The organism is Pseudomonas sp. Tof1 (assembly GCF_055390395.1).
The window spans coordinates 4,327,222-4,351,396 of sequence record NZ_AP024344.1; the positions used below are offsets into that span (position 1 = coordinate 4,327,222).

14 protein-coding genes and 1 pseudogene are annotated in these 24,175 nt (G+C 58.4%); all 15 read right to left on the minus strand.

Annotation, left to right across the window (positions count from 1 at the left end; genetic code table 11):
• Positions 1 to 142: 142 nt before the first annotated feature.
• The 15 genes and pseudogenes from ACZ5KU_RS19340 to ACZ5KU_RS19410 all read right to left on the minus strand — a co-directional run bounded on the left by ACZ5KU_RS19340 (position 143) and on the right by ACZ5KU_RS19410 (position 24,143).
• On the minus strand, positions 143 to 1,645 hold the full coding sequence (locus ACZ5KU_RS19340) for an FAD/NAD(P)-binding protein (protein ID WP_054063140.1): 1,503 nt from the start codon (positions 1,643 to 1,645) through the stop codon (positions 143 to 145).
• Positions 1,642 to 4,605, minus strand: coding sequence for an amino acid adenylation domain-containing protein (locus ACZ5KU_RS19345; protein WP_464736047.1), 2,964 nt, complete (start codon positions 4,603 to 4,605; stop codon positions 1,642 to 1,644). The genes ACZ5KU_RS19340 and ACZ5KU_RS19345 overlap by 4 nt, the downstream gene beginning before the upstream one ends.
• Positions 4,602 to 5,669 carry a TauD/TfdA family dioxygenase gene (locus tag ACZ5KU_RS19350; RefSeq protein WP_054063142.1) on the minus strand — a complete coding sequence of 356 codons (1,068 nt, stop codon included), beginning with the start codon at positions 5,667 to 5,669 and terminating at the stop codon, positions 4,602 to 4,604. Before ACZ5KU_RS19350 ends, ACZ5KU_RS19345 begins: the two co-directional genes overlap by 4 nt.
• Positions 5,662 to 7,314 carry a condensation domain-containing protein gene (locus ACZ5KU_RS19355; protein WP_464736048.1) on the minus strand — a complete coding sequence of 551 codons (1,653 nt, stop codon included), beginning with the start codon at positions 7,312 to 7,314 and terminating at the stop codon, positions 5,662 to 5,664. Before ACZ5KU_RS19355 ends, ACZ5KU_RS19350 begins: the two co-directional genes overlap by 8 nt.
• Positions 7,271 to 8,467: a KR domain-containing protein gene (locus ACZ5KU_RS19360; RefSeq protein ID WP_464736049.1), complete on the minus strand. Its 1,197-nt coding sequence runs from the start codon at positions 8,465 to 8,467 to the stop codon at positions 7,271 to 7,273. Before ACZ5KU_RS19360 ends, ACZ5KU_RS19355 begins: the two co-directional genes overlap by 44 nt.
• Positions 8,389 to 10,548 (minus strand): class I SAM-dependent methyltransferase, encoded by a 2,160-nt coding sequence (locus ACZ5KU_RS19365; protein WP_464736050.1) that lies wholly within the window; start codon positions 10,546 to 10,548, stop codon positions 8,389 to 8,391. The genes ACZ5KU_RS19360 and ACZ5KU_RS19365 overlap by 79 nt, the downstream gene beginning before the upstream one ends.
• Positions 10,549 to 10,580: 32 nt before the next feature.
• A complete protein-coding gene (locus tag ACZ5KU_RS19370) occupies positions 10,581 to 11,948 on the minus strand; it encodes a beta-ketoacyl [acyl carrier protein] synthase domain-containing protein (RefSeq protein WP_464736051.1) in 1,368 nt (455 codons plus the stop codon).
• Complete coding sequence (locus tag ACZ5KU_RS19375; RefSeq protein ID WP_464737423.1) at positions 11,926 to 12,228, minus strand: acyl carrier protein; 303 nt, start codon at positions 12,226 to 12,228, stop codon at positions 11,926 to 11,928. Before ACZ5KU_RS19375 ends, ACZ5KU_RS19370 begins: the two co-directional genes overlap by 23 nt.
• Before the next feature lie 65 nt (positions 12,229 to 12,293).
• Positions 12,294 to 15,281 (minus strand): annotated as a pseudogene (locus ACZ5KU_RS19380) (AMP-binding protein); the annotation flags it as partial.
• Positions 15,253 to 20,277: a non-ribosomal peptide synthetase gene (locus ACZ5KU_RS19385; RefSeq protein WP_054063146.1), complete on the minus strand. Its 5,025-nt coding sequence runs from the start codon at positions 20,275 to 20,277 to the stop codon at positions 15,253 to 15,255. The gene ACZ5KU_RS19385 and the pseudogene ACZ5KU_RS19380, both read right to left, overlap by 29 nt.
• A gap of 66 nt (positions 20,278 to 20,343) precedes the next feature.
• On the minus strand, positions 20,344 to 21,342 hold the full coding sequence (locus ACZ5KU_RS19390) for a TauD/TfdA family dioxygenase (protein ID WP_054063147.1): 999 nt from the start codon (positions 21,340 to 21,342) through the stop codon (positions 20,344 to 20,346).
• A gap of 7 nt (positions 21,343 to 21,349) precedes the next feature.
• Complete coding sequence (locus ACZ5KU_RS19395; RefSeq protein ID WP_054063148.1) at positions 21,350 to 22,273, minus strand: aspartyl/asparaginyl beta-hydroxylase domain-containing protein; 924 nt, start codon at positions 22,271 to 22,273, stop codon at positions 21,350 to 21,352.
• Between the two features lie 46 nt (positions 22,274 to 22,319).
• Entirely contained in the window at positions 22,320 to 23,066 is a 747-nt protein-coding gene (locus ACZ5KU_RS19400; RefSeq protein ID WP_054063149.1) for a thioesterase II family protein, read from the minus strand.
• A complete protein-coding gene (locus ACZ5KU_RS19405; protein ID WP_054063150.1) occupies positions 23,056 to 23,928 on the minus strand; it encodes a class I SAM-dependent methyltransferase in 873 nt (290 codons plus the stop codon). Before ACZ5KU_RS19405 ends, ACZ5KU_RS19400 begins: the two co-directional genes overlap by 11 nt.
• A gap of 2 nt (positions 23,929 to 23,930) precedes the next feature.
• Positions 23,931 to 24,143, minus strand: coding sequence for an MbtH family protein (locus tag ACZ5KU_RS19410; protein WP_054063151.1), 213 nt, complete (start codon positions 24,141 to 24,143; stop codon positions 23,931 to 23,933).
• Between the last annotated feature and the right edge of the window lie 32 nt (positions 24,144 to 24,175).

Genomic DNA, 24,175 nt, shown 5'->3' on the forward strand with positions numbered 1-24,175 from the left:
TCAATCGAGCGCTGATCGCTACTGCGGAACCTCGCTTGCAGAGCTGATTTTGAAGGAGAAGAAGCTGGATAATCGACTGCATGTTCTCTCGCTGTGCTATTCAATTCCTTTGAGCCACCCCTTGAAATCAGAGGGGCGACCGTCAATCCCTTGCGATCAAGGCCACCAGCCGCTCGGCGATGCGTTCGGCATCACGCGCGATATGACCGACGCTCTGCGCGTCCGGATAGGTTCCGATTAATAAAGGCCCGATTGCGAACAGGCTGCCCTCTGCCGGCCCTGCAGCCTCTTCTGCCGGCACCACCTCACAGGTGCGCGGGTTCACCCTAATCCCACCCAGCTCGACGGTTTTGCCTGCATCCTGGGCGTAGACCGAGCAGGCCAGGCCGCGCTCGTACAGGTCACGCAGCAAAGGGGAAACCGTTCGTTCAAGGCGTACATCCGACCCAGCGGCAGCTACCACCAGATCGAATTCCCCAACGCTTAGGAAATTGCCAGCGTCGTCCTGGATCTCGAGGTACTGGACATTGTGCTTCTGATCCTGAATCAAGCGATATCCTTGTGGTGCAGCTAGAACATCAAGCGAGCCAGCCTCGAACAGGGCATTGAGTCGCCGTGCGTTCTCACCAGCCATGGGCATCGCCGCACGGTAGTAGCGAGAGCGCAACGAGAGGAATCTGAGCTTGTCGCAATCGCTGAATGTTGGGAACGCCTCACTCAATAAAGGCAGTCCACCGAACAATCCCGTCTGCCACGCCAATACCGCTCCATGCTCGATTTCCCGCAGGTCCTCCTTCAGACGCTGCCCGGGCTCACCAGCACAGAGTCGCTGCAGTTTTCCCGCCAACGAAGCGCCCGTCCCATGCAACTCACCGAATGCGGCGAATAGGATCATCCGCTCAATTGCCGCTAGATCCAGTCTCCCCTGCGCGCGACACTGGGCGATAGGTTCGCGCATGACCTCTTGGCACAGTGCGTCGACATCCAAAGGCGGTGGCGGAGCCCCCCAAACCTTCGGCAACTCCCCACTACCGGATAGCACGCTAAGGTGCAACTGACCCGCTTCTGCGCTCGCCCCCAGCCCCACCGCCACGTCTACCGCCGTCAGGTAGCTGCCCAAAATCAGGACGCGTGCCCCGCCTTGGGCAACCTGCGCATCGACACGAGCGCACAACTGAGCGAAAGGCCAAGGACAGTGAAGCACTCCGTCGACGGGTTTCTTCTGGGCAAAGGCGCTATGCCCGATCGCCAACACGACGTGTCGAGCGCCCGGCACAGGCCCCCGATTGCCGTGCAAGGTCCAGCCCTCAGCAGCGGGCTCGATCACTTCAATCGTCGTTTGCAATTCGGTGGTTACCCGAGCCCCCTGACTGCGTAGAAACGCCACGATCTGTTCGAACCTACCCCCCTCTTGGCGACCCACCTCTGCCCGCAGCGAGGGTGCTGCAAGGCTCGACAGATGCGCGTCTCCAACAGCCTCCGGAGACCAGGCCAGTCCCGTCCCCCATTGCCTGCCCTGCTCATAGACAGCAACGCGCAAACTGCTGGGCAACCGTCCGGACACGATTGCATGGGCAAGTGCCAGCAGCACATATTTGGCTGACTGTCCCCCACCGATGATCGCAATATCATCCGGCACGCTCATACGCCTCGGTTCAGTTGTTCATCAATGTGACGTGCCAGCGAAGCGACACTCGGCGCATCAATCACACTGCCTAGCGAAAGGCTGATACCAAAGGCTTCACGCAATGCGACGATCAGGCGGCTAAACGAAAGTGAATGGCCGCCACTCATGAAAAAGTTATCATGCACACCCACCTGCTCCATCTCGAGCACCGAGCACCAACATTTCGCGACCAGAGCTTCGGTCGGCGTGCGCGGCGCCACGAACTCGGATTGCCGATCTGCTTGGGCGAGATCACGCAACACTTGTTGATCGACCTTACCGTGCGGGTCCAGCGCCAAGTCCGCGAGCACGACGATCCTGGCCGGACACATGCTCATCGGCAACTTCACCCTTAGTGCAGCGCTCAGTGCTTCAACGCTGAAATGGTTAGGCGATACAGGAACCACGAACGCGACCAGACAAGGCAATGGCTCGCTCAGTTTTATGAGCGTGGCCTGCTTCACTCCAGGCTCAGCGTTAATGGCAGCGATGATTTCCGCTCGGTCGATGCGTACACCGTTGAGTTTCATCTGGTCATCCTGGCGCCCGACGAACTCGATGGTGCCGTTTGGCAGGCGACGCACCCAATCACCGGTAACGTACATTCTCGCACCCGCGCAAGAGGTGAACGGATCCGGCACGAAGTGACGAGCAGTAGCAGCAGATGCCCCCACCAGCCCCCTCGCCAATCCTGCACCACCAATGCACAGCATGCCGATGCCGGCCACTGGAGTGGGCCGACAGGCGGTATCTACGACATAAAAGACGTATTCATCCAATGGTTCACCAATGGGCACAGTTCTGGAATGCACGTCGTCCGTGGTTCGATACAAACTGGCGTTAATACAGGTCTCTGCAGGCCCATACGCATTGATCAGCGAACCACCGTGCTGAGCCAACGCGGCAACGAAAGTCCCCGGGAGAGCCTCACCACCGATGACCACATGCGCAACTTTCGCCAATGCTGGCGCGCCGCCCGCATGCAAGCAACGCGACAGAAGACTGGGAGTCATTTGCACGATGTGAAATGGAAACGCCTCGAGCGCCGCAATAACAGCGCGCTCCGAGGCGCCATCCACGACGTTCAGCAGGTGCAGCCGCGCACCACGGCAGAATGTCAGCACCCACTCCCAAAGAGAGGCATCGAAGGTCGCAGGCGTGCGCCCCAGTACGCGTTCACCCGGCATGAGGGGGAAGTGTCTGGTCAAGGCCTCCACCTGGTTGGCGAGCGCCCTCTGCGATACCGCGACCGCCCGCGGCTCCCCGGTGGTGCCGGACGTGCAGATTATGTAGGCCAGCACGTCCAGAGGCCATCGTCGCGCCTGAGCGCGCGGCGTGGTGGCCCCCAGTGCCGACTGCGCCCGGACGCCGCCGTCGATCTCAATGATCGCTTTCACTTTCGAACTATCGATGATGTGCTGTCGACGTACCGCCGGCACATGCTCGCCGAGCGCAACGAAATGAGCGCCAACCCGCCAAACTGCCAAGGCGCCGATCAGGTAGCGCACCGGGTCAGCAACGGACAAGCCCACGCAATCCTCAATGCCAATACCGATGTCGCGCAACGCTTGCGCCTGCTCGCTAACAAGCTCACCCAGCTCAGCGTAGGTCCATGCCTGAGCGCCGTAATCGAGCGCGATTTGCTGCCCCTGCTGCTCAATGACATTCCGGATACGGTCATCAACCATCATTAAAGCGTGCTCGGTGTGTCCTCGCCGCCTCGACACCATCCATCCATCAGCCTGCAGATCAGCCACGTTCAACTGACCGACCTGGACCGATACATCCGAAATTGCCCGGGTCAGGATGTCGTGCAATTCATCCAGAAGAAAATCGACGGTCGCCTGGGAATAACGAGCGGGGTTCGCACTCATTACCAGGTGCGCTCGCGCCCCGCGGGCAAAGGTCACCTCGAGGTGGCTGGACGGCGCGAAACAGGCATGCGGGTGCTCTTCCCAGCTCAACTCCCGACTTTGCCCAGTTCGCAGCGTGCGCGTGGAGAAACGAATATTCTGTCGATCGGCATCAATCGCCAAATGTTGCTCAAAAAAGCACTCCTTCCACTCACCGCACTCATCCAATTTCTTGAATACATGCTTGGCCAGCCCGGCGAACGACGTGCTGCTGGAAACCTCGAATGTCACCGGCAGTTCGTAGTCCAACCGGCCGACCAGATGTTCGAACATCTCTTCACGGTTACTGAGGACGACGATCAGGTCTTTGCTTCGCTCCGGCAGCAGACGCTCAAGCACCACTAGCCACGCACTCAGCACCAAGCTTTGGGCAGACACTTGTAGCCGAGCGGCGATTGAATCGAGGCGTTGCCCGAGCGCCTCACTCAATGCACACGTTGAAAAGGTCGCGCTGGTGGCAAAAGGCGCTTTCAGGCGCTCTTCGATCGGGAGCTCCAGGAGCGGTTCGAAAGAAGCGGCCGCCCGGGTCCAAAACTGCTTGCCGAACTGGGCTTCTGGACTGGCCATCAACTCGTGCTGCCAGTTCATGTAGTCCGCGTAGCATATGCGCCCCTCATACCCACATGCGCCGCTCGACATCTGTTCAAGTGCCTGTACGACGAACAGCGATAAGCCATCCGCGTCAAAAACCCAGGCGCGGGAAACTGCGACCAACCATTTGCGCTGGTCGATACTAACCAATGCCAGAGCGCACGCAGAACTGGCCAGCAACTGCGCCTTGGCCATGCGCTCAGATGCACCTTGCAGAGTTGACGCCTCGATCGCTTGCACCGAGCATTCGACGTTGATTCCCGGCAGGTAAATCCGACTGCGCGACAGCACATCGAAGGCAGATTGTCGCAGCATATCGATGCTGAGGTCGCCGGAAAGAGAAAAGGTGCAGCAGATGATTTCCGAGGACTCTTCACCCGTAGTACGACGGCCATAAGCCTGCAACTGCGGCAAAGACAGAGAGGAAAAGCTCATGATGGTTCTTCCTGAACACACGATGGGGTACGCAGTTGCGCCCACTCGATCTGATCCAACTGGGAAAAATAGATGATCCTCGCACCCGCATACGGTGCGCGGCCATGCGCTATGGACAGGTTATCGATCAACAGCACATCACCAGGCTGCCATTCGATTGACACCGTATTAGCGTCATAAGCCTGCCCGATCGCCATGAGTATGTCGAGTTCGATAGCCTCGCCGTTGGCGTAACGCGTGTCATTGATCAGTTGATCTCCCCGCGCCTCGACAGCCAAAGCCTCGCGCGCATGCAGCGGCAAATTCGAGTGGTGGAAGAAAAACACATGATTGGTCCAACAGAGCGCACCGGTACGCGGGTGCACTGCCACACAAGGACGAACTTGCGTCGTGGTCAACACGCCATTGTCCTTCCACTCTAGGTGTATCTCGTCGCAAGCGGCGATGGCCTCAACAGCGGCTCGATCATTCACACCGAAAGCTTGCTGCCAGGACATACCGAAGTAAGGGTGATAACTGCGTACCAGTTGATAACCGCCAAGGGCAAAAGATGACCGGATGCCCTCAGGTAGCATCTTCCATACCGCTCGGCAATCGGCAAGCCATGTCGCCCCCCCTGTTTGCGAAGGCTGGCTGCAGTAAAAAAGCAGCTTGGCAGGCATCGCCCGCTGATAGGAATTTTCGTTGTGAAACGCGATGGGGTAGGCACCAGGGTACTCCGTGGCGGTGAACACGCTGCCGGAAATACGCGTGCGAGGAGAGGTTTCCTCACGACTGATGGTGGGGGTACAACCCAGCCATTGGCCTAACAATTCAAACTCGCGCGCGCCACCGACTTCAAAACCACGAAACAGCAATGCGCCACGCTCGTCGAGCCGGGCCTCGATCCACGCAGCATACCGGCGGAACACCTCAGCCAGCCGAACATCTGGACGTGCGGGCATGAACACCGACAAGAAAGGCCCCTCAGCCGGTACCTGCACCAGGCTGTCCCGCCAGTCGGACATGTGTCCGCTGGGCTGAGCCGAACGATCGAGCGAAAACCGCTTTTTCCATTCATGCATCGCTGCCACTCCCGCTGGTTCGCGCAAACCGCCGCTGTTTCATCCGCGCGAAAGCTGCTCGATGTCCGCTATACAGCTGCTCTTGTCGAGCCTGCAAAGCCCCTATGAACTCACTGCAGCTCGCGTCTGGACAATCGACTGCCAGTTGGGCCACCTGCTGGTACAGTACATCGAAATCGCTGGCCAAGGCCTCGGTGTGCGCGAGGATGCGATAGGCCACACTGATGCGAAATGAGGTACCTGCATCACTCAAATAGCAGACGAAGGGCACATCGTGCTCTTGCTCACTATGAACATGGTTTGCCGCTACTGAACACCCAGGTAACGAAAATGTGGCATGTGCGTTGTTATGGAATCCGAAGAGATAGCTCAAGCCCGACAGCCCGGCAGCTGTGGCTTGCGCATCGATTTCATGATGCGCCAGCCACTTGTGAGCCAGCGCGGCGCGTAGGGTTCTGCCGACCTGTGCGACCATTGCCGTGAAAGGGATGGCTGGCTCCACGCCCTGGACGATGGGTACACGATTGACGAACAAGCCCACGGTTCGTTCGAACTCGGCGGCGTCACGCATCGAGGCATCTAGCCCAATACACTCGGCACCGGGCGATTGCCTGGCCTCGAGCAACAATCGAAAAAGGGCAAACATTGTCGAATAAAGTGTTTCACCGCACCGTCGCGACAACGCTTGCAGGCCGGCAATTACGGGGGCCTGCAAGGTGAACTCGAACGAACGCATACTGCCGGAACCGCCGATCAACGCTGCTCGTTCGAGGCTCGGACGCCCCGCCGCGGACGCAATTTCCAGCGCGCAGCACATTTGTGCTCGCCACCAAGCGAGCAGTGCCGCCCGCCCCTGCTTGGCAATCGTCGCTCGCTCATACGCCACGAATGCGGGATACCCCAAGGATCCGGCGCTTTCCGGCAGCGCCTGACCGGCATGCAACGCCCGGTAACCCCGGCAGAACTCATCGACGATGATCGCGAAGGAAGTTCCATCACTGGCAATGTGGTGCCGACGCAATGTCAACAGAGTGTGCTCACTGCCCAGGGTGCAGAGATTGACGTCCAGCAATGGGCCAGTCGACAGGTCGAAGGGCCGTGTGGCGTGCTCGGCGGCGAGGTGGCGCAGTACCGAGAGCATGTTATCGGGTAACTGCTCGCTACCACGCTCGACCGATACCTTGACAGGCCTGAACGGATGCACCTGCTGGCGGGCGTCGCCATGCTCTGCATTGAACCCCATGCGCAAGGCAACATGCCGCTCCATCAAGGCATTCACAACTTCAGTCACGATGCCTGGGTCCAAACTCCCTTGGATCAATACACAGCTGGTCAAGCCAAATCGCGAGCTGCTGGGGCGAGCCCGTTCCATAGCCCATATTTCTTCCTGAGCATTGGACAACGGAACACCGACCGAGGCACCGGCCCCCTTACCTGAAGCACCAAGCAACTGCCTCAGCTCACTCCGGTGCCGCGCCAAGGCCTGTAGCAGCTCACTCGACAAATGCTCCTTGGGTCCTTTGACCTGTAGCGCTTCCCCCTGCAGTAGAACGCGCCCCCCTTGTCGATAGAGTTCGACGAGCGATTCGAATGTCTGCGACTCAGAGTTCAATACCAACCTCCGAAGACGGCGCCTTCTCGGCAATTTTCATGTCGATGTAGGCCACGAGAGCACCAAACGTGAGCGTGTCAAGCAACGTGGAGAGCGAAAGATCGACACCATGTGCCTGTTTCACCAGGGCCGACAGTCGCAACGCCAACAACGAATCACCACCCGCGCTGTAGAAATTGTCATCATTGCCCTGCACTGCAACGCCCAGCAACTCCTCCCATATCTGCGCCAGTGATCGAGCAGTGTCGTGCGACACAAATGCCAACCCGCCCTCTCGAGAGCCGGGCTGCACGGCAGCGCTCAGTTTCAGACTATCGAGGTAGCGCCCATAATCGGCGTGCGTCGCCTGTTGTTGATAGGCCATGAGCGAGGGCAAGTCTTGGGCACACACCACCACTTCTTCATGGTCGCTCGCGATGACTCTGAGGAGCGTTTCGACACCCTGCCGAGCAGATACGCTCTGAAGCCAGTGGCTATCGCCCCAGGTGTCCGTCGTGCTCTCACGCTTTTCGTCGTTCAACCTGTAGCGTGACTGGAACTCGCTCTGCGCATAGGCCCACATCCCGTCGGTTTGCCAATCGGTCCAATTGATGCAAATGAATCGGCACGTAGAGTCTGCTGCGCCGGCTCGCGCATGAGCATTCAGATAACCATTCCCGATGACGTAACCGGCCTCCCCGAACTTCGCCTTGTGCAAGACCGCACCGATTGAGGAGAAATTCACATGAAAATCCGGGCGCAAGTGGGCGAATGCTTCAGTAACATTGGTAACGCCATGAGTCTTGGTGCGAATCGAGCGTTCGAGCATGCTGAACGAACGATTGCGCAACACGCCTTCGCGATCGATCTCGCCCGCCAGATACAGCACGCCGTCAATCTTGCTATGGCGTTCGCCGATGCGTCGCGCTGCGGCAAACACCGCTTCTCGATCATTGGCATCAAGCTGCTCGAGTTGTAGGGAGGAGGCTTGGCCACGGATCGTAGCAAGCTGCCGGCGAATCGCCACCTGCCGCTCATCATTCTCGGACTCGGGGCGATCCAGCCACTGCGCGCGATGGAGGATGACCAGGTGGACGGCAAAGCGACGCACGAGCGCTTGCGCGACAGTTAAACCAATGCCACCCAGTCCTCCAACCAGCACGAGGACGGCACCATCGAGATCGGGTTCATCAGGGGAGAGATCCACCTGCGCATGGTAAGGCTGCCAGAGGTACCGCCCCGAACGGCTAGCGTCCCAGAGACGTTTGCGCAGGTACATGCGGTGGCAAACGCCGGTGGTAATGCACCGTCGGCCGGCAGCTCGACATGACGCAGATGAAACTGGGGATATTCCAGCTCAATCATTTTCGACATGTCGTAAGCCAAGCTCTGGGAAGCGTATACAGGCTCATCGCCCGCCACCCTGAAAAGACCGCGGGAAATGACCAACCACTCGATGCTCTTATCACCCTGCATCTGATCGAGGATCTTCGCGGTCCAGTGCAAAGTACCCAGAGAAGTAGTTACAGCAGCCTCCAACTCACGACCCGGGACGGGGCGAGTCCAGGCATACACGACCCGATCGATCCGGCCATGACGCCGCAGGCATGCATCTATCGCCAAGCGGACGTATTCCTCGTTGCCCATAGATACAATGTGATCTTCGGGGGATAGCGCATCACTCGCGGCACTGACCACCGCAAAGACCTTCGCTTGACTTTCCTCGGCCAGGTTTTCGATCCCGCGCCGCAGCGTTGCATCATCGACGAATGCGAGCACAACATCACCGGTCGGCCAGCGCTGCCCGCACGCTCCGGTAAAACGTCGCCATTGAGGAATATAGGTGTGCTCTTTGGCGTAGGGATTGGGTCGCCCCCACCACAGCAAAGATTCGGTCTCTTGGCTGGGCGACCCCGCAAGCAGGTATTCACCGCATGCGGATGCCAGCAACTGCTGGTAGCCCGCGACCGACAACAAAGGGCCATGAGCGCGTTTGTCTTCGTAACGCCACCACTGCGCAAGCATGCCCCAGATCAATTGCGTGGAGAGCCGCGAATCTGTCGAATCGATTTGGCACAGTACGCCCTGATCGTTGATCAACTCACCAAGATTGGCCAACGCGGCTTGCAGATTCGTCGCTACGTGCAAGACATTGAAACCGATCACCACGTCGAAGTGATCGACAGGTATCGACTGGGCAGCTGGCCGACGGTCTATATCGAAACGTGCGAAACGCAGTTGTCCAAGCGTTGCTTGTACCTTTTCCTCGAGTCTCTCTCGGGCCCGCTCGACCAAAGACTGACTCTCATCGCTAATCCAGTATTCGGCCAGATGCTCCGTGTTCGGAGCAGCGAGCAAGTGCTGGGTCAAGGCCAAGTGGCCGCAGCCGATCTCGAGGATACGCAGCGGTCTGCCCAGCTCGGCGCAGAACCGACGCAGGAACAGGTCGACCTGAGCGAATTGATCGGCCACGATAGCGTTGCGCTGAACATCGCTGCCAATGGCCTGGCTAAGTCGGTCCATGCCTTGTTCAGCCAAAACCTCCAGCGCGGGGCATCCTTGACACATGATCGATGCACGCTGCTCTGCCAAATCTGCAAGCAGTCGCACCAACGGCGCACGGGCGGGACAGCGCTCAAGCACCGATGCGGCCAACTGCGACGACTGAGGTAGGCCCATCAGAGCACTTGCCTGCAACATTGACTGCTCGCCTAATAGAAGGCCACGCGCCAGCATGCTTTCGACCAGGTACTCACCGAAGCGCTGATAGTCGGGATCAAGCCCAAGCTGATCGATCAATTGGGCACGCTCGATGGTTGGATCTGCGCTGAGAGCCGTCACCCGATCGAGCAAAAAATCGCGAATCAGGCCGGCACTGTAGTCTTCCAGCAGTCTCTCGGTAACGGGATCCTGCGGCGGCAATGGCACATCGGGGACCTTGCTCGCAACTTGCCACCATTTCGACGCGCGTGGCGCCTCGCTTCGCTCCACACGGCACTCGGTACGGCGATAGGGATAGGCAGGCAAATGCAGACGCCGCGAGTTCGCCGGAAACAGATCGCTGAAATCCACGGCCTCGCCTACCAACCAAGCGCTTACGCGAGACTCCAGCTCACTCTCTGCAACCTTAGCAGACCGGCCTTGCTCCAGTTGCAGGAGCAAATCGTCCAGGTCCGTGCAAATGAACGCCGCGCGACAGTCATAGCATTTTCGCCCCACGCTCAGGGTATAAGCCAAGTCAGCCAAATCAGGTCTATGTGTCATGACGAAGACCTGTAGCGCCTTCACGACCTCCTCCAGAACCTCCGGTCGATGCGCACTCAGTAGAATTGGCAAGGCCGGGGGCGCTTGGAGTAGCCGGGGAACAGGTTCGGGGCCGGCTCCAGGACCACAAAGACATTCGTGCCACCCATACCGAGGGAGTTCACCCCCACATAGCGCGCCTGCTCAGTGTCGAACAGCGCGCCTGCACTGGGGACAACATGGAATGGCGAGGTTTTCCATGGAATCAGCGGGTGGCCTTCTCTGAAGCCGATCTGAGCGGGTCGTTTACGCTCGGATACGCACAAGGCAGCCTTGATTACACTGGCTATGCCGCTGGCACTGTCGAGGTGCCCGATATTCGCCTTCACGGAACCCAGGGCGCAGTACGGCTCATGATCCGAGGTCGCACCGAAGGCCCTGTGCAGAGCATCGAGTTCAATCGGGTCTCCCAACGCCGTACCGGTGGCATGCGCCTCGATGAATGCAAATGCCTTGGGGTCTGCCTGGGCTGTAGCAAGGGCGAGACGAATCGTTTCAACCTGTCCCTCGACCGAAGGCGCTGCGTAGCCGACCTTACGTCGCCCATCATTGCCACAGGCACTTCCGGCAATGGCGCAATAGATGGAATGATTGTCACGCACGGCATCGTCCAGTCGCCTGAGTACAACGACTCCGACGCCACTTCCACCTACCGTACCGGTCGCGTCCGCGGAGAAAGGTCGACAGTGGCCATCCTTGGAATAGACCCCTCCCTCCCGATAGACATGACCTTGACGCTGCGGGAAGATAATCGATGCCCCGCCGACAACCGCCACGTCGCATTGGTAGGTCGCCAGGGCCAGGCACGCGAAATGCAGCGCTGCCGCCGAACTGGAGCAGCCGCTTCCGACACTGACAGCAGCGCCAGTGAGCCCCAGTCGAAAGGCGATGGTGGTCGCAATATGGTCCTTGTCGTTACCCAGCAAGGCACCGAGCCCGTCCATGTTCTCTTCGAGCAAGTGTTCCAGCAGGTAGGTGCTCATGCTGGCGGAAAAGAACACGCCGACCTTGCCGTCACCAGTTTTCATCCCCGCGCAGCCAGCATCCTCCAGGGCCTCATGAGCGCATTGCAGCGCAATGCGCATCTGCGGGTCCAATCGTCGGGCCTCGCCAAGGGTATAACCGAAGAGCTCGTAGTCGAACGCATCGACATCCGGCATAACGGCTTCGGCACCGACTACCCCGCCATCAGGCAGCTCATTGGAGGCGAAACGACTACGGGTGCTGAGCATGGGGTCAAATCGCTCGACAGACTCAACCCCTTCAAGCAAGTTCGTCCAGTACCGTCGCACATCCGACGCTCCTGGGAACCGGCATGACATGCCGACAATCGCGGCTTTGCCCAGCCATTGTTCTTCATCTTCAAATCGATTCATCGTTTCCATACTTGACCTTGTGACGACGCAAAGCCGCCCGGTAGTTATTGGCACTGCGCGAAGACGTTTCATCCATGATGGGACGAACGGTATGGTCCAGCCGAGCTGCCATTTGTTCCACTGTTGTGTAAGTGAACAGATCGATCACGCTGAGTGCATCGACACCACTTTTATTGCCCGGCAATCGGTCATGGAGCGCCAGCAGCATCAATGAATTGCCGCCGGCCTCGAAAAAGTTGGTGCGAATGTCAAAAGCCGTGTGCCCAAGCAGCTCGCCCCAGAGCTGCATGAGTAGCCTTTGGGTTTCGGTCGTCGGCTGCCCTGCTGTCAGGGCCTGGTACTCAAGCTGCTTCAACCGCCCCCGTAGTGCTGACGCATCGAGCTTGCCAGCGGCCGTGCGTTCGAGGTGATCGCTGATGACGAAACGCTTGGGGGTCATCGCGCGAGGCAAACGTTGAAGGCAGAAGCGGCGCAAATCATGCTCCTGCAACTGTGCCGCTCTGGCCTCAACAAAGGCGACAAGCAGCCCTTCTTTCGAGCTGCCGCAGACGAACGCAGCCGTGACCTGCGGATGATCGAGCAAAGCCCGCTCGATCTCCTCTGGTTCCAGCCTCGCGCCTAGACTCTTGAGCTGCCGGTCCCGTCGCCCGACATAGTTGAGCATGCCGCGCCCGTCCACGAATACGCTGTCACCGGTCAAGTACATTCGCGCCCCGATCTGACCGCTAAACGGATCAGGTACAAAGCGCGCGGCGGTTAAGGCAGGCATGTCGCGATACCCACGCGCGATAGCCCCACCGATGGCCAATTCCCCTACCGTACCATCAGGCAGCCGAGTCCAGTCGTCTCGTATCACGTAGCATTGGAGACCATCGCGAGAAACGCCAATTGGAACCGGCCCCTGGCCCACCACTTTATGAAGACTTGTGTAGACCACAGCCTCCGTTGGACCGTACAAGTTCCACACCGAACTCTCGGGGGCCTCGCTGGTCAATAAGGCGGCCAATGCCGGAGAAAACACCTCACCGGCAACAAACAGGTGTGTCACGGACTGCAGCGAGATACCCGTTGCAAGAGCTGACCGCAGTACCGAAGGGACAGCTGCGAACCCTCCGGCGCTTAAGCCACGCAGCCGGTCATGATAGGTCTTACCAGCATCGATGTATAACGGGCAACCCGCTGCAAGGGGCGCGAACACCTCGAACAGCGACACATCAAACGACGCATGCGTCAGTACGTTGAACGCTTCGATGCGCCTGAATTCGAAAGCGTTTGTCGCCCAATGGATAAAGCTGGCGAAAGCACTATGGGAAACGCTCACCCCTTCGGCTCACCAGTGGATCCAGAGGTGTACATTACATAGGCCAGTGAGCTTGCATGTACAGGCACCATCGCCTCGATAACCGGGCAGGACGGCATCACCGCCAACGCCTGATCGAGCACCACCACAGGCATGCCCATGTCTTGCGGGGCATAATTTGCCACCAAAGACGGGTCGCAGATCACCAGCGACTGGATACCGTCGCGCTGGCAGAGCATTTCTACGCGGTACCACGGAAGGTCGGCATCGAATGGCACAACACAAGCGCCAGATCGCATCACCCCCCACATCGCACCGATCATCCGAGCGCTCAGCCGGCCCCATACCGCTACACAGGCTTCACCGTGCAAGGCCATGGTGGCTAGGCGCTGCGCGACGTCTGCGGAGAACTGATCAAGCTGGCCGTAGGTAACCTGTTCGGCACCGGTGATCGCGACAGCTTCGGGATTGCTACGTGCAACGTCGGCCAGCCATTGTGGCACGCTCCCTCGAGGAACCGCCTGCGCTAAAGGGTTGACTGGTCGGTGTGACGGGTAGGCTTGCCCCACCCGTTGTTCGCAGGTCAAATCATCGTTAGCACAAAGCTCGAGCAAATGCGCATAGTCGGCCAACATTTGCTCGCAGATCCCCTGGTCGAACACCTCCTGCCGATATTCAAAAGCCAAGTGCACAACGCCATTGCTGCGACTTGCACACACCAAGAGGTTCGTCTTGGCCTCCCGGTTGCGCAGCCCCAACGATGAGCCTTGAACTCCCCCCAGTTGCAAGTCCATGGCCGGACCGGTCATCACAAAGAGGGTTCCGGGTAAATCGGCGCGCGCCCCGCTGTTGCGCAAGGCATGCTCGCTCAAAACGCGGTTCATCGAAGGGTAATCTGGCGACATCGCTTCCTCGACCTGCCGGGCAATGCGCTGGCATACGTCCGAAAACGCTTGATTCGGCGCTACCCTCTCGCCAATGAGCGCCAGTTGCTGCACAGGTCCAACGACACTCATCAATCGCTCGTCCAAGCGCGCCGTCACAGGGGTGATGAGTGAAACATTGCGCGTAGTCGAGTAACGTGCTTGCAACATGACGAAGGCGGCCAGCATGAAAACGAACTCTGAAACCTTCAGAGCTCGTGCGGCCTTACTGACGGCGGCACTCGCCTCACAGCCAAGCTCACGCTGTTCCAGGGCAGTCCGATTACCGTTAGTCATGTCATTGCGCACAACACGACTTGGTTCAGCACTGGCCCGTTCCAGACGCTTTACGCATTTTTCCAACAAATGGGTCAGGCCGTCGCTGTCCCCTTGCTGACGTTCCCACTGCACGTAGTCCCGATAAGCTGATGGCGGCGGCAATGCCACCAGGCCGTCGTTGTACAAAGCAACGAATTCCTCCAGCAACTGCGCGGTGGACCACTCATCGCACACTAGGTGGTGCAGTATCCATAGCAGATAGCTGCTGCCGTCCCTTGCATTGATGACACGGCCTCGAAAAAGCCTGCCGTGGGCCACATCAAAAGGTCTGCTCGCCTCCTCCTCCAGCCATCTGTGTGCGACCGCCGACGGGGCTTGGCCTGGCACATCCAGGAGCGACAGCGCGGTGAAATCCAATTCGGCGCGCAGCGAGATGACACCGACCAACTCTCCGCCAAAACGCACGAAGGACTGTCGCAATACTTCATGGCGCTGGACCAGCATTTGCATGCAGTTACGCACCCGATCGATATCCAACGGCCCGTTCATCTGCCAAGCCATGGGCACCGAATAACTCGCCCCTTCCCCTCCGATCACGTGAGCCGCATAGATCCGTTGCTGCGCAAGTGAGGGAGGTGCCAGGATTTGGCGCTCAGCCATCAGGCGCTCAACGAGAGCATCCCGTACTTCAGAGGCCCGAGCCTTGAGCCGATCGCTCAAGGCCCCGGCTGGGCCGGCATAACACAGCCGGCCCTCCTCGCTCCAAAGGGTAAGTCCTGCGGCAACAAGCTCCCCGGCGACCTCTGTGGCGTTACAGCGTGCCACTTTCAAGTTCTTCATGGCGCTTCTGACTGCCCTGCAACGCCGAATGCGCCTCCAGCGCCTCCGCCAACATGGCTATGTTATCCATCGCCGCCAGCAGTGTGCGTACTGGAATATCAACATCGAGCGTACTGCGCACCTTAGCGGCGATACGCAAGGCTGCCAGCGACTCTCCACCCAATGTCATGAAGTCGTCATGAATGCCTACGCGCTCCACATTCAGGGCAGTCTGCCAGATGCCGGCCAGCATTGCCTGCAGTGGAGACTGCGGCGCGGCGGAAGAATGGTCAGCCGCAGCCAGGGAGGCCGAATGTTCGAGAGAGGCCAGATCGACCTTGCCGGTACTAGAGACCGGCACCGCATCGACGAACACAAACTGGGCAGGCAGCATGTATTTTGGCAGGTTCTGCTTACAGAATGCCTTGAGTTGATCCACCGAAAGCGCCTGTGCGGTATCGCGTCGTACGATGTAGGCAACCAGTTGCTTGATCCCGTTGATCGCCTTGACCACGGCGACAGCCCGGTGGATTTGCGGATGGGTGGCTAGGACATGCTCGATCTCGCCCGGTTCGACACGGAAACCCTGGACTTTGACCAGTCGGTCGCGACGACTCAGGAACTCGATATTCCCTTCAAGATCCAGTCGCACCAGATCGCCAGTACGGTAGAGCCGAGCGCCAGGTACATCGCCGAACGGATCCGGCAGGTAGACGGCAGCCGTCTGCGCCGGAGCGCCCAGGTAGCCCTGAGCAACCCCTTCGCCACCAATGTACAACTCTCCAGGTACGCCTACCGCCACTGGATGCATGCGCTGATCTAGAACATAGAGCCTTGCACTGGGGATGGCGCGGCCGATCGGCATCGTCGAAACCGGACGGTAAGGCTGTCCTTGCCACACGCTCGCCCAGACCGTTGCCTCTGTTGGTCCGTACTCGTTGTAGACAGTGGCGCCCGGAATCGCCGCAGCACGCGCGTAGGTGTCACACGAAAGCGCTTCCCCTGCAGAGATGATCTGACGCAACTTCAGCGTGATGAAATCGTCCGTCGCCAGCAACGTATCAAGCAACGAAGGTGTGCAAAGTGTCATTGTCACCTGCGATGCACGCAGGTATTGCACAAGCCCCGCCAGGTCGAGCAGGGTTTCCTCATCGGGAATGACCAAGGTCGCGCCACCGACCAACGCCCCAAAGATAACGCCAACGGCACTATCAAAAGCTTGCGAGGACAACAACGCGCAACGGTCCCGCCCTCCCAGCCCGTAGTAGGCAACCCGCTCACGTGTCGAACTGTCGAGGTTGGCGTGGGACACTACCGTCGCCTTGGGAACCCCGGTCGAGCCCGATGTGAAGATGACGTAGGCGGCGCTTTGAGCGCAAACAGGTACATCATCATGAATGTCCGCATCCGCATCTACATCCGAATAGCGTACGAAACGAATCTCGCTATCCAGGCCTGGGACCAGATGAGCATACGCAGCGTCATCGCAAACGACCAGGCTCCCAGTCTGCTTGATTGCGCACGCAAGCCTTGCAGCCGGCTGATCGACATTGAGCGGTACATAGGCCGCACCGCTCTTTAGGATACCTAGCATGGCGACGATCGCAGGCAAACCACGGGACATGAGCACCCCGACCATGTCGGCGGGACGCACATGCTCTTCTTCCACCAAGTGTTTCGCGAACCGGGCCGCCATTGCGTCCAGCTCTGCATAGGTGATACGCGACTCACCACTGACAACGGCGATGTGCTCCGGTGTGCGACGAGCATGCTCGGCGATCTGGGCCACAACCGACAGGAATGGACGCTGTTCACGTTTCAAAGCGCCAGAAGCCACACCAAGAACACGGTCGAGCTGCTCGCGCGCCAGGAAAGCATCGGCATGGTAGTCGGCCGACGGATCTTTAACCATCGCCGTCAGCACCGCCAGGTAGAAATCGCCGGCGACGTCCATCACTGCCTTGTCATAGCGCAGATTGTCGTACTCCAGGCGGATACGCAGATCTTTCTCGAAAGGCGTCAGGAAGGCATTAACGCAGAAGGGGAAAGTCGATTCAGCGTAGACCTTCAGCCCCAACATCTTGAGGTTAGGCCAACGCTCGAGCTCATCGGTGACATGATAGTGGTTGAAGAAGAACAGAGTTTCGGAAAGTGGCTCGCTACCGTGCTGTCGCTTGACCTCCGCCATAGGGTAACGACGCCTTGCCAGAACTTCATGCTCGCTGTGCAAGGTATCGAGAATCAACTCTCGCCAGCTCCCACCCGGCAGACTCATGCGAAACGCCAAGCTGTTCACGAATAGACCAATGACCGCATGACTATCACGGTTCTCAGGCCGCCCATTGGAGACGGTGTATGACATGACATCATCCACACCGCCCAGCAGGCTCATCACCTTCATGTGAGCCGCCAGCAACACGGACTTGAGGGGAACGGCCAGCTCACGGGCCAGTTGCTTGACGGCATCGGACAACTCGCCACTGATGGGCACTTCGAACTTGATGATCTCTCGCTGACCGAGATCCGCACGGGGTGGGACGAAACTGGGAAGGCGCATGACCGAGACATCACGCATCCGCTCATTCCAGAACTCTCGGTAGCTATCGTCGTTGACCGCCAACTGCTCAAGCAGAATCGAATCACGGAAGGTCGAGCGCAGTTCGGGCAGCTCGAACACTTCGCCACTGACACGGGCCATGTAACGATTGACCAGCTCCGTCACCATCAAGGCATCGCTCCAGCCATCGATGATTTCGTGGTGGAAGCTGTAGCTGAGCTGACAAGTGCCCTCTGAAAAATGATGCAGCATAAATCGAATCAGCGGGTACTGCTCGATCTCGAAGCCGCGCTTCTTTTCATCTTCCAACCAGGAGTCCACGTAATCCTGATGGGTCTGTGGGTCGACATGCCTGAGGTCGAGGTAGCCGAACTCCGGCTCGCTTGCCTTGTGCACCAGTTGCAGCGGACGGCTGAAATGCGTCAGGTCGAACGAAGTACGCAGCAATGGATGACGGGCAACCAGCTCATGCACGGCATCGCGCATCGCGTCCACGTCAACAGGCATCTCCACATGATATGAGCAAATGGCGTGGTAAACCGCCGACTTTGCAGCGAACTCGCGGTGATAGATCATCCCTTCCTGCAGAAGGTTCAGAGGATACGCGTCCTCCACGTCAGACGGAATTCGCGCTCGGTCCTGCTCGGAAACCAAATAGAAAGGCTCGGAGACTGGCAGATCGACCGGCGCTGTCGCCTCGCGTACGGCTTTGGCCAGGGAGCGCACGGTCGGATGCATGTGCAGCGTCGCGATGGTGAAACGCACTCCACGCTGCTCAGCCAATGCGGTGACTTCGATGCTACGTAACGAATCCCCTCCGAGGGCGAAGTAATTGTCGTCCAGCGTGACGACGTCGCGTTGCAGTACACGTTGCCATACGGCAATCAGCGTCTCCTCGATGCTGTCGGTATGAAACTCAGCGCTGGCCTGCGCTTGCGCCACTTGCAACTCGGCAAGACTACGGCGATCAATCTTGCCATGGGCAGTGACAGGCAACGCAGGCAAAGCCATGATGCGCGACGGGCGCATGTAATCTGGCAGTGCATCGCCCAAATGCTTGGCCACAGATTGCTCCACCTGCGCGGGATCAGCCTGGGTCTCGACGAACAGTGCCAAGATACTGCCGCCACCTTCACGCTTGACGACCGCGGCGGCATTGCTCACTTGCGCGACCGCCATCGCCTGCGTTTCGATTTCCGTCAGTTCAATACGATAGCCATTGAGTTTGACTTGAGTGTCTGTGCGCCCGAAATAAAGGAAGACACCGTCCTCACGCAACGCGCCCATGTCCCCCGTCGCATAACAAAGCCGATCGTCCCATGTCACGTTAAGGAGTTTTTTCGCCGAAAGCTCAGGGTTACCCAGATAACCCGCCATGACGCCCACACCAGCAATCAGAAGCTCTCCACGCGTTCCAGCCGGCACCTGCTCACCGGACTCATTGACCACATACAGCGCCATGCCATCGATAGGTGTGCCGATGGCCACACTTTCCAAGTTGGCAGCAGTCGCGCCGCCCCATGCTTGAACACAGCAACCGACGGTCGCTTCGGTTGGCCCGTATTCGTTGTAGATACGGCAATTGGGGAAGATTCGCTGCAGCGCTACGCAATCACGAACGAGCAGTTCCTCACCGCCGATCACGAACACGTGTGCCACCTCGCGGACATGCTGCTGAGCATCGAACCAGTCGATAATCGCTCGCACATGAGTGGGGGTGACTTTGACGACAACAGGTTGAGCGGCGTCAAACAGACGATGCAGAAGCTTCTCCAAGGCCGAATCGCCTGGGACGATGTCCACACAGCCACCGGCGATCAGCGGTACCAGGAAGCTGGTGATGGAAAGGTCGAAGGTCGTGGCTGTGTGCCAGATTGCATCGTAGGCACCTTCGGTCGCGTAGCTTCGCGCAGCCCAGGTCAAATAGTTGACCAGACCACGGTTGGTTATCTGTACCCCGTTAGGTTCACCGGTCGTACCTGAGGTGTGTAGAACGTAAGCGATTTCGTCGCCAGTCCCCAAAGCCTGGAACTGAGCGGGTGCCTGACTCTGCTCTTCACACAATTCTTGAAGCGACAGCGCAGGCCAATCGATCCCAGGCAAGGCGGTGCTTCCGGCGGTGAGAACCAATGCCGGTGCACAACGGGCCATAATGGTTCGTGAACGCTGTATTGGCGAATTTGGATCCACCGGCACATACGCAGCCCCGACCCTGAGGGTCGCAAGAGCAGCCACTACGAACTCGATCGAGCGCGGCATAAACAACACGATATGGTTACCAGGCTCTACACCTTTTACCAGCAGGGCGTTACTGGCTACTTGCACACGCTCGGCCAGCTCTCGGTAGCAGACAGTTCGCGCGTCCTCACGCAATGCGACAGCATCAGGTGCATACCGCACCTGCTCGTCGAACAGCGACAATGTGGACGTAAGGGTGGCTTGTTGATGATCCATAATCATTGGCTTCGTTCCGTTCGTAGTTTTGTTTATACAACCCGTTCGCCGCCTCGGCACGGCGAAACCAGGTCAGGCAAGCATCTTCACGTAGTGTTTGCGCAGTCCCGTGTAAGCATCACGACCATGCGCGGTCAGCATATTATCGATAATCAGTACATCACCTCGTTGCAGTGCCAGCCGATAAAGTGCCCGCTCGTAAGCCTCCCTGAGCACCTGATACGTCTGCGGCTCAATTGCCGAACCGTCGCCATACAACGTTTGAAAGGGATAGACATCTGGACCGAACAATTGATTGAAGGCCTGTCGCGTCGACTCAGGAAGCGATAGTGCATTGAAGAAAACGCCATGGTTGAACCAAACTGACTGATGGGTGTGAGGGTGCTGAAAAGACCACCTCGCAGCGCGCTCCACCACAAGTTGGTCTTCCAACTTGAACCATTGATAGCCGCGCGCCGAAAGCAACAGAGTCAACTCTTCCTCATCTGGCACCGCAAACGCCTGGCGCCAGCTGTATCCAACGCCTTCGATGAAACGACGCCGGTATTTCAAGCCCTGGCGCTCGCATGCCTCGCACAAGGAAGCAGGAATCTCGGCGTACACCTGGCGGGTATCGGCAAGGATCATCGATCCTCCCGACGAGGCAGGTTGTTCGCAATAAAAGCCGAGCAAGCGCGGCCAGCTCGAGGCGTAAGCGTTCTCGTTATGGAGAAAAATGGGTTCACGAGCAGGGTACTCGGTGGCGGTATACAGATGAGTACCTACCTCAGTTCGAGGCGTACTACGCTCTTCATACTCAAGCGACTCGCTGCCAAACATCTGCAATGCGGCAGAAAACTCATCGAGAGTGGACACACTGAAGCCGCGGAACAAAATCGCCCCGACGTGTTGCACCAAATCGACCAAAGAGCCCGCGACCTCGCTTAGCAACGCTGACAATTCCATGTTGGCCGTAGCCGCGCGCACGACCACGCAGGCAGCTTGGTCATCGAGCAATTCAAGGGTGACGCCCGATGGCATCAAGGCTTGGCATACACCCAGTCGCCGCCGGGCATCCGCTAGTGAATACATGCTGGCCTCATACGCTGGTGGAAATGCGCAGGCGTTTCAGGCCATCGAGTTCAACCCTCCGAGCGCCGAGCTCAGTCATGTAGCGGCGGAGTTTTCCTTCCAGAAAAGCATCAGGCAACAACCGTGGCTCAGTACTTTGCTCGTCCATATAGATCCCTTTCAAATGTGCCTCCCTGAGCAAGTCAGCTACTCGCTCCTGCAAGCCTTCGGCAGGCGATCTGGCTGACGAGCATGAGCTTTTCGCTTCTGGATGAGGGAAGTCGAAAATCAATACGATTCGATCCTCATCACTCAGGTTCCACACCTCATGCTCATATGAGTCGTCGAACACAATGCAGCGCCCTACTTGCCAACGTACTGTTTCTGAACCGACGCGCATCATGGCATCAGCAGGTGTATTGATCCCCATGTGCAAACGCAAACGACCGTTGGTCTCGCCACAATGGGGGACGATATGCGTCCCGGGAATGATCCTGGATAACATTACGACCCCGGCGCCCAGCAGTTCGGTGGGCAACGCATTGAGCACGGCAAAGGTCGCAGGCAAATGACACGCGGCGCGCTCAGAACGTACCCCCGCCTCGAAGAAGACCAACTGCTGCCATTGCCCTCCCGGCTCTACTAGCGGCTCCTCGACATCGGAGAAGCTCTCGAAGCCCCCAGCCACAGCGGCCATTACTTCATCGACGATGATGTGCCCATGGGCCTCAAGATGACGAACCACCTCGAAATCTCCTGCGCGGTAGAGCGCGGGTCCCGCCACCTCCCTGAGGTAACGGATCGGCCGTTGCAATGCGCTGGGAAAATAGCCCAGCTCAGCCATCAACTGAGCGAGCCTTCGCGCCGCCGTCCAATCGGCACACGCAGCCATCTGCCCGATCAGTTCGTTAGCTCGTGCACGAAGGCCCTCTTCCGTGCTGTCCATATTCATTGTTTGCTCCAATTAACGACCCGGAAGAAACAGGCTTAAACTCTGTTCACCATGCTCCAGCACTGGCGAATCGCTTAACGATATCGAGTGTCTCACCCACACATTCGCGATGAAAGAAATGCCCCCCTGCCACCTCACGCACATGCAGATTGCCGCTCGTATGCGCTCGCCATTGCAGGGCATTTTCACGATCATGGTTTTCATCGTAACGACCGAACAGTGCGACCACTGGACAAGCCAACGGCGTAGCGTCGGCATCATGAACATAGCGATTGAACAACGTGAAATCCGCCGCAATCATCGGCATGAAATGCTGGATGAAATCCTTGTCCTGTATCACCGCTTCATCGACGCCCCCCAGACGGCGAATCGACTCAATCAATTCGGCCTGGTTGGTAAAACGTGTCTTGTCCTTGCGCACGGCTGAGGGTGCATAGGCTCCTCCCGTAACCAAAACTCTTGGACCGGTAGCGCCTCTAAGCTGCAGGCTTCTGGCAACTTCATATGCCAACAGCCCGCCCAAACTGTGTCCATAGAAAATGAATGGCGTGTCATCCCACTCAGCCACCCCCTGGCAAATCTGCTCTACCAGAGGCTGCCAATCCATCAGCGCAGCCTCATGCACGCGCTGTTCGCGTCCGGGCAATTGCACCCCATGGACGCCAACCCAAGACGGCAGGTGATTGCTCCAGACGTGATAAATCGAAGCTCCTGCTCCGGCGTGAGGGAAACAAAGCAGACGAACCCGCTCATCGGAGCCCTTCGAGAGGAGCTGAATACTGTCATTGCTCATCGGATGATCCTCCAGACGTCTGTGCAACTGTTGACGTCGCCTGCCGGGCACAGACGATGGGATATGACGTGCTGAGAATTAGCCGCCCTTCCTTGCGATAGAGGACATTCTCCCCCGCTAGTGGGTAGTATTCGAAGACAATGTCAGCGCACGCCCGGTGAAACGCCTCTTCACGCAGGCCATGCGAAACCAGAACAGGAGCCTGTCGCTGCCATGCATTGCGCAACAATGCAATGACATCACTCTCATAATGATGCTGCGCAACGTCGACCACCTGGGCAAAACCGGCGTCATGCAACCATCGTTTCAGCACCTCGGCACTGGCCCAGTAACGAGCACGCATTCCTGTAGCCTCGGCACAGAATGTGGCCACGCGATTTCGAAGCTCGCAGCCCAACGCCGGGCTCGTTTCATACTGAAGGATGAACAGCCCGTCGGGGCGCAAGTGCCTACGCACATTGGCGATCATCGCTTGTTGCGCGGCCTCGCTGTTGTAATGCAATACCAAGCGCATGAGGATGATATCCGCCGGTTGACCTACGTAGGAGGAGATATCACTCACGACAGCCGCGATACCTCGAGCATGGGCGCGCGCGACGAAGGTGGGGTTCGCATCGACGAGCAGCGCATCGCATTGAACACCCTCTTTGGCCAACAGCCTCATGCACCGCTCCAGCAATAGCCCTTGCCCGCCCCCGAAATCCATGATGCGCACTGGCCCAGGTTTCGTAGGGAGGTTGGGCAGCATTGCCGTACAGGCAAAATGATCGGCATCGCTAACCGACCCAAAGAAAGGATGGCTGGCCTCCAGATCGAGATGCCCGGCGATGTCATCGGCCGTTCCTGGTATCGCGAGCTTCATACTCAGCGTGCGTTCTCTTGCATCCAGCGACGCAGGCTCAGTGGTCGCATGTCGGTCCAGACCTGGTCGATATGGTCGAGACAGGCTTGCCTCGTACCCGACTTGCCTACTGTTCTCCAACCGGCTGGCAAAGCACGATCCTGTGGCCAGATCGAATATTGTTCTTCATCGTTCATCACAACACAGAAAGTGATTTGGTCATTATCGTCAAACATCAAGTTTTCCTTCCGTTGATACTCAGTGAGTG

Excerpts from the sequence above, each read along its gene's own strand:
- ACZ5KU_RS19340 (WP_054063140.1), bottom strand. The coding sequence starts at position 1,645 with ATGAGCGTGCCGGATGATATTGCGATCATCGGTGGGGGACAGTCAGCC.
- ACZ5KU_RS19345 (WP_464736047.1), bottom strand. The coding sequence starts at position 4,605 with ATGAGCTTTTCCTCTCTGTCTTTGCCGCAGTTGCAGGCTTATGGCCGT.
- ACZ5KU_RS19350 (WP_054063142.1), bottom strand. The coding sequence starts at position 5,669 with ATGCATGAATGGAAAAAGCGGTTTTCGCTCGATCGTTCGGCTCAGCCC.
- ACZ5KU_RS19370 (WP_464736051.1), bottom strand. The coding sequence starts at position 11,948 with ATGGAAACGATGAATCGATTTGAAGATGAAGAACAATGGCTGGGCAAA.
- ACZ5KU_RS19375 (WP_464737423.1), bottom strand. The coding sequence starts at position 12,228 with ATGCAGCTCTGGGGCGAGCTGCTTGGGCACACGGCTTTTGACATTCGC.
- ACZ5KU_RS19385 (WP_054063146.1), bottom strand. The coding sequence starts at position 20,277 with ATGATTATGGATCATCAACAAGCCACCCTTACGTCCACATTGTCGCTG.
- ACZ5KU_RS19390 (WP_054063147.1), bottom strand. The coding sequence starts at position 21,342 with ATGTATTCACTAGCGGATGCCCGGCGGCGACTGGGTGTATGCCAAGCC.
- ACZ5KU_RS19395 (WP_054063148.1), bottom strand. The coding sequence starts at position 22,273 with ATGAATATGGACAGCACGGAAGAGGGCCTTCGTGCACGAGCTAACGAA.
- ACZ5KU_RS19400 (WP_054063149.1), bottom strand. The coding sequence starts at position 23,066 with ATGAGCAATGACAGTATTCAGCTCCTCTCGAAGGGCTCCGATGAGCGG.
- ACZ5KU_RS19405 (WP_054063150.1), bottom strand. The coding sequence starts at position 23,928 with ATGAAGCTCGCGATACCAGGAACGGCCGATGACATCGCCGGGCATCTC.
- ACZ5KU_RS19410 (WP_054063151.1), bottom strand. The coding sequence starts at position 24,143 with ATGTTTGACGATAATGACCAAATCACTTTCTGTGTTGTGATGAACGAT.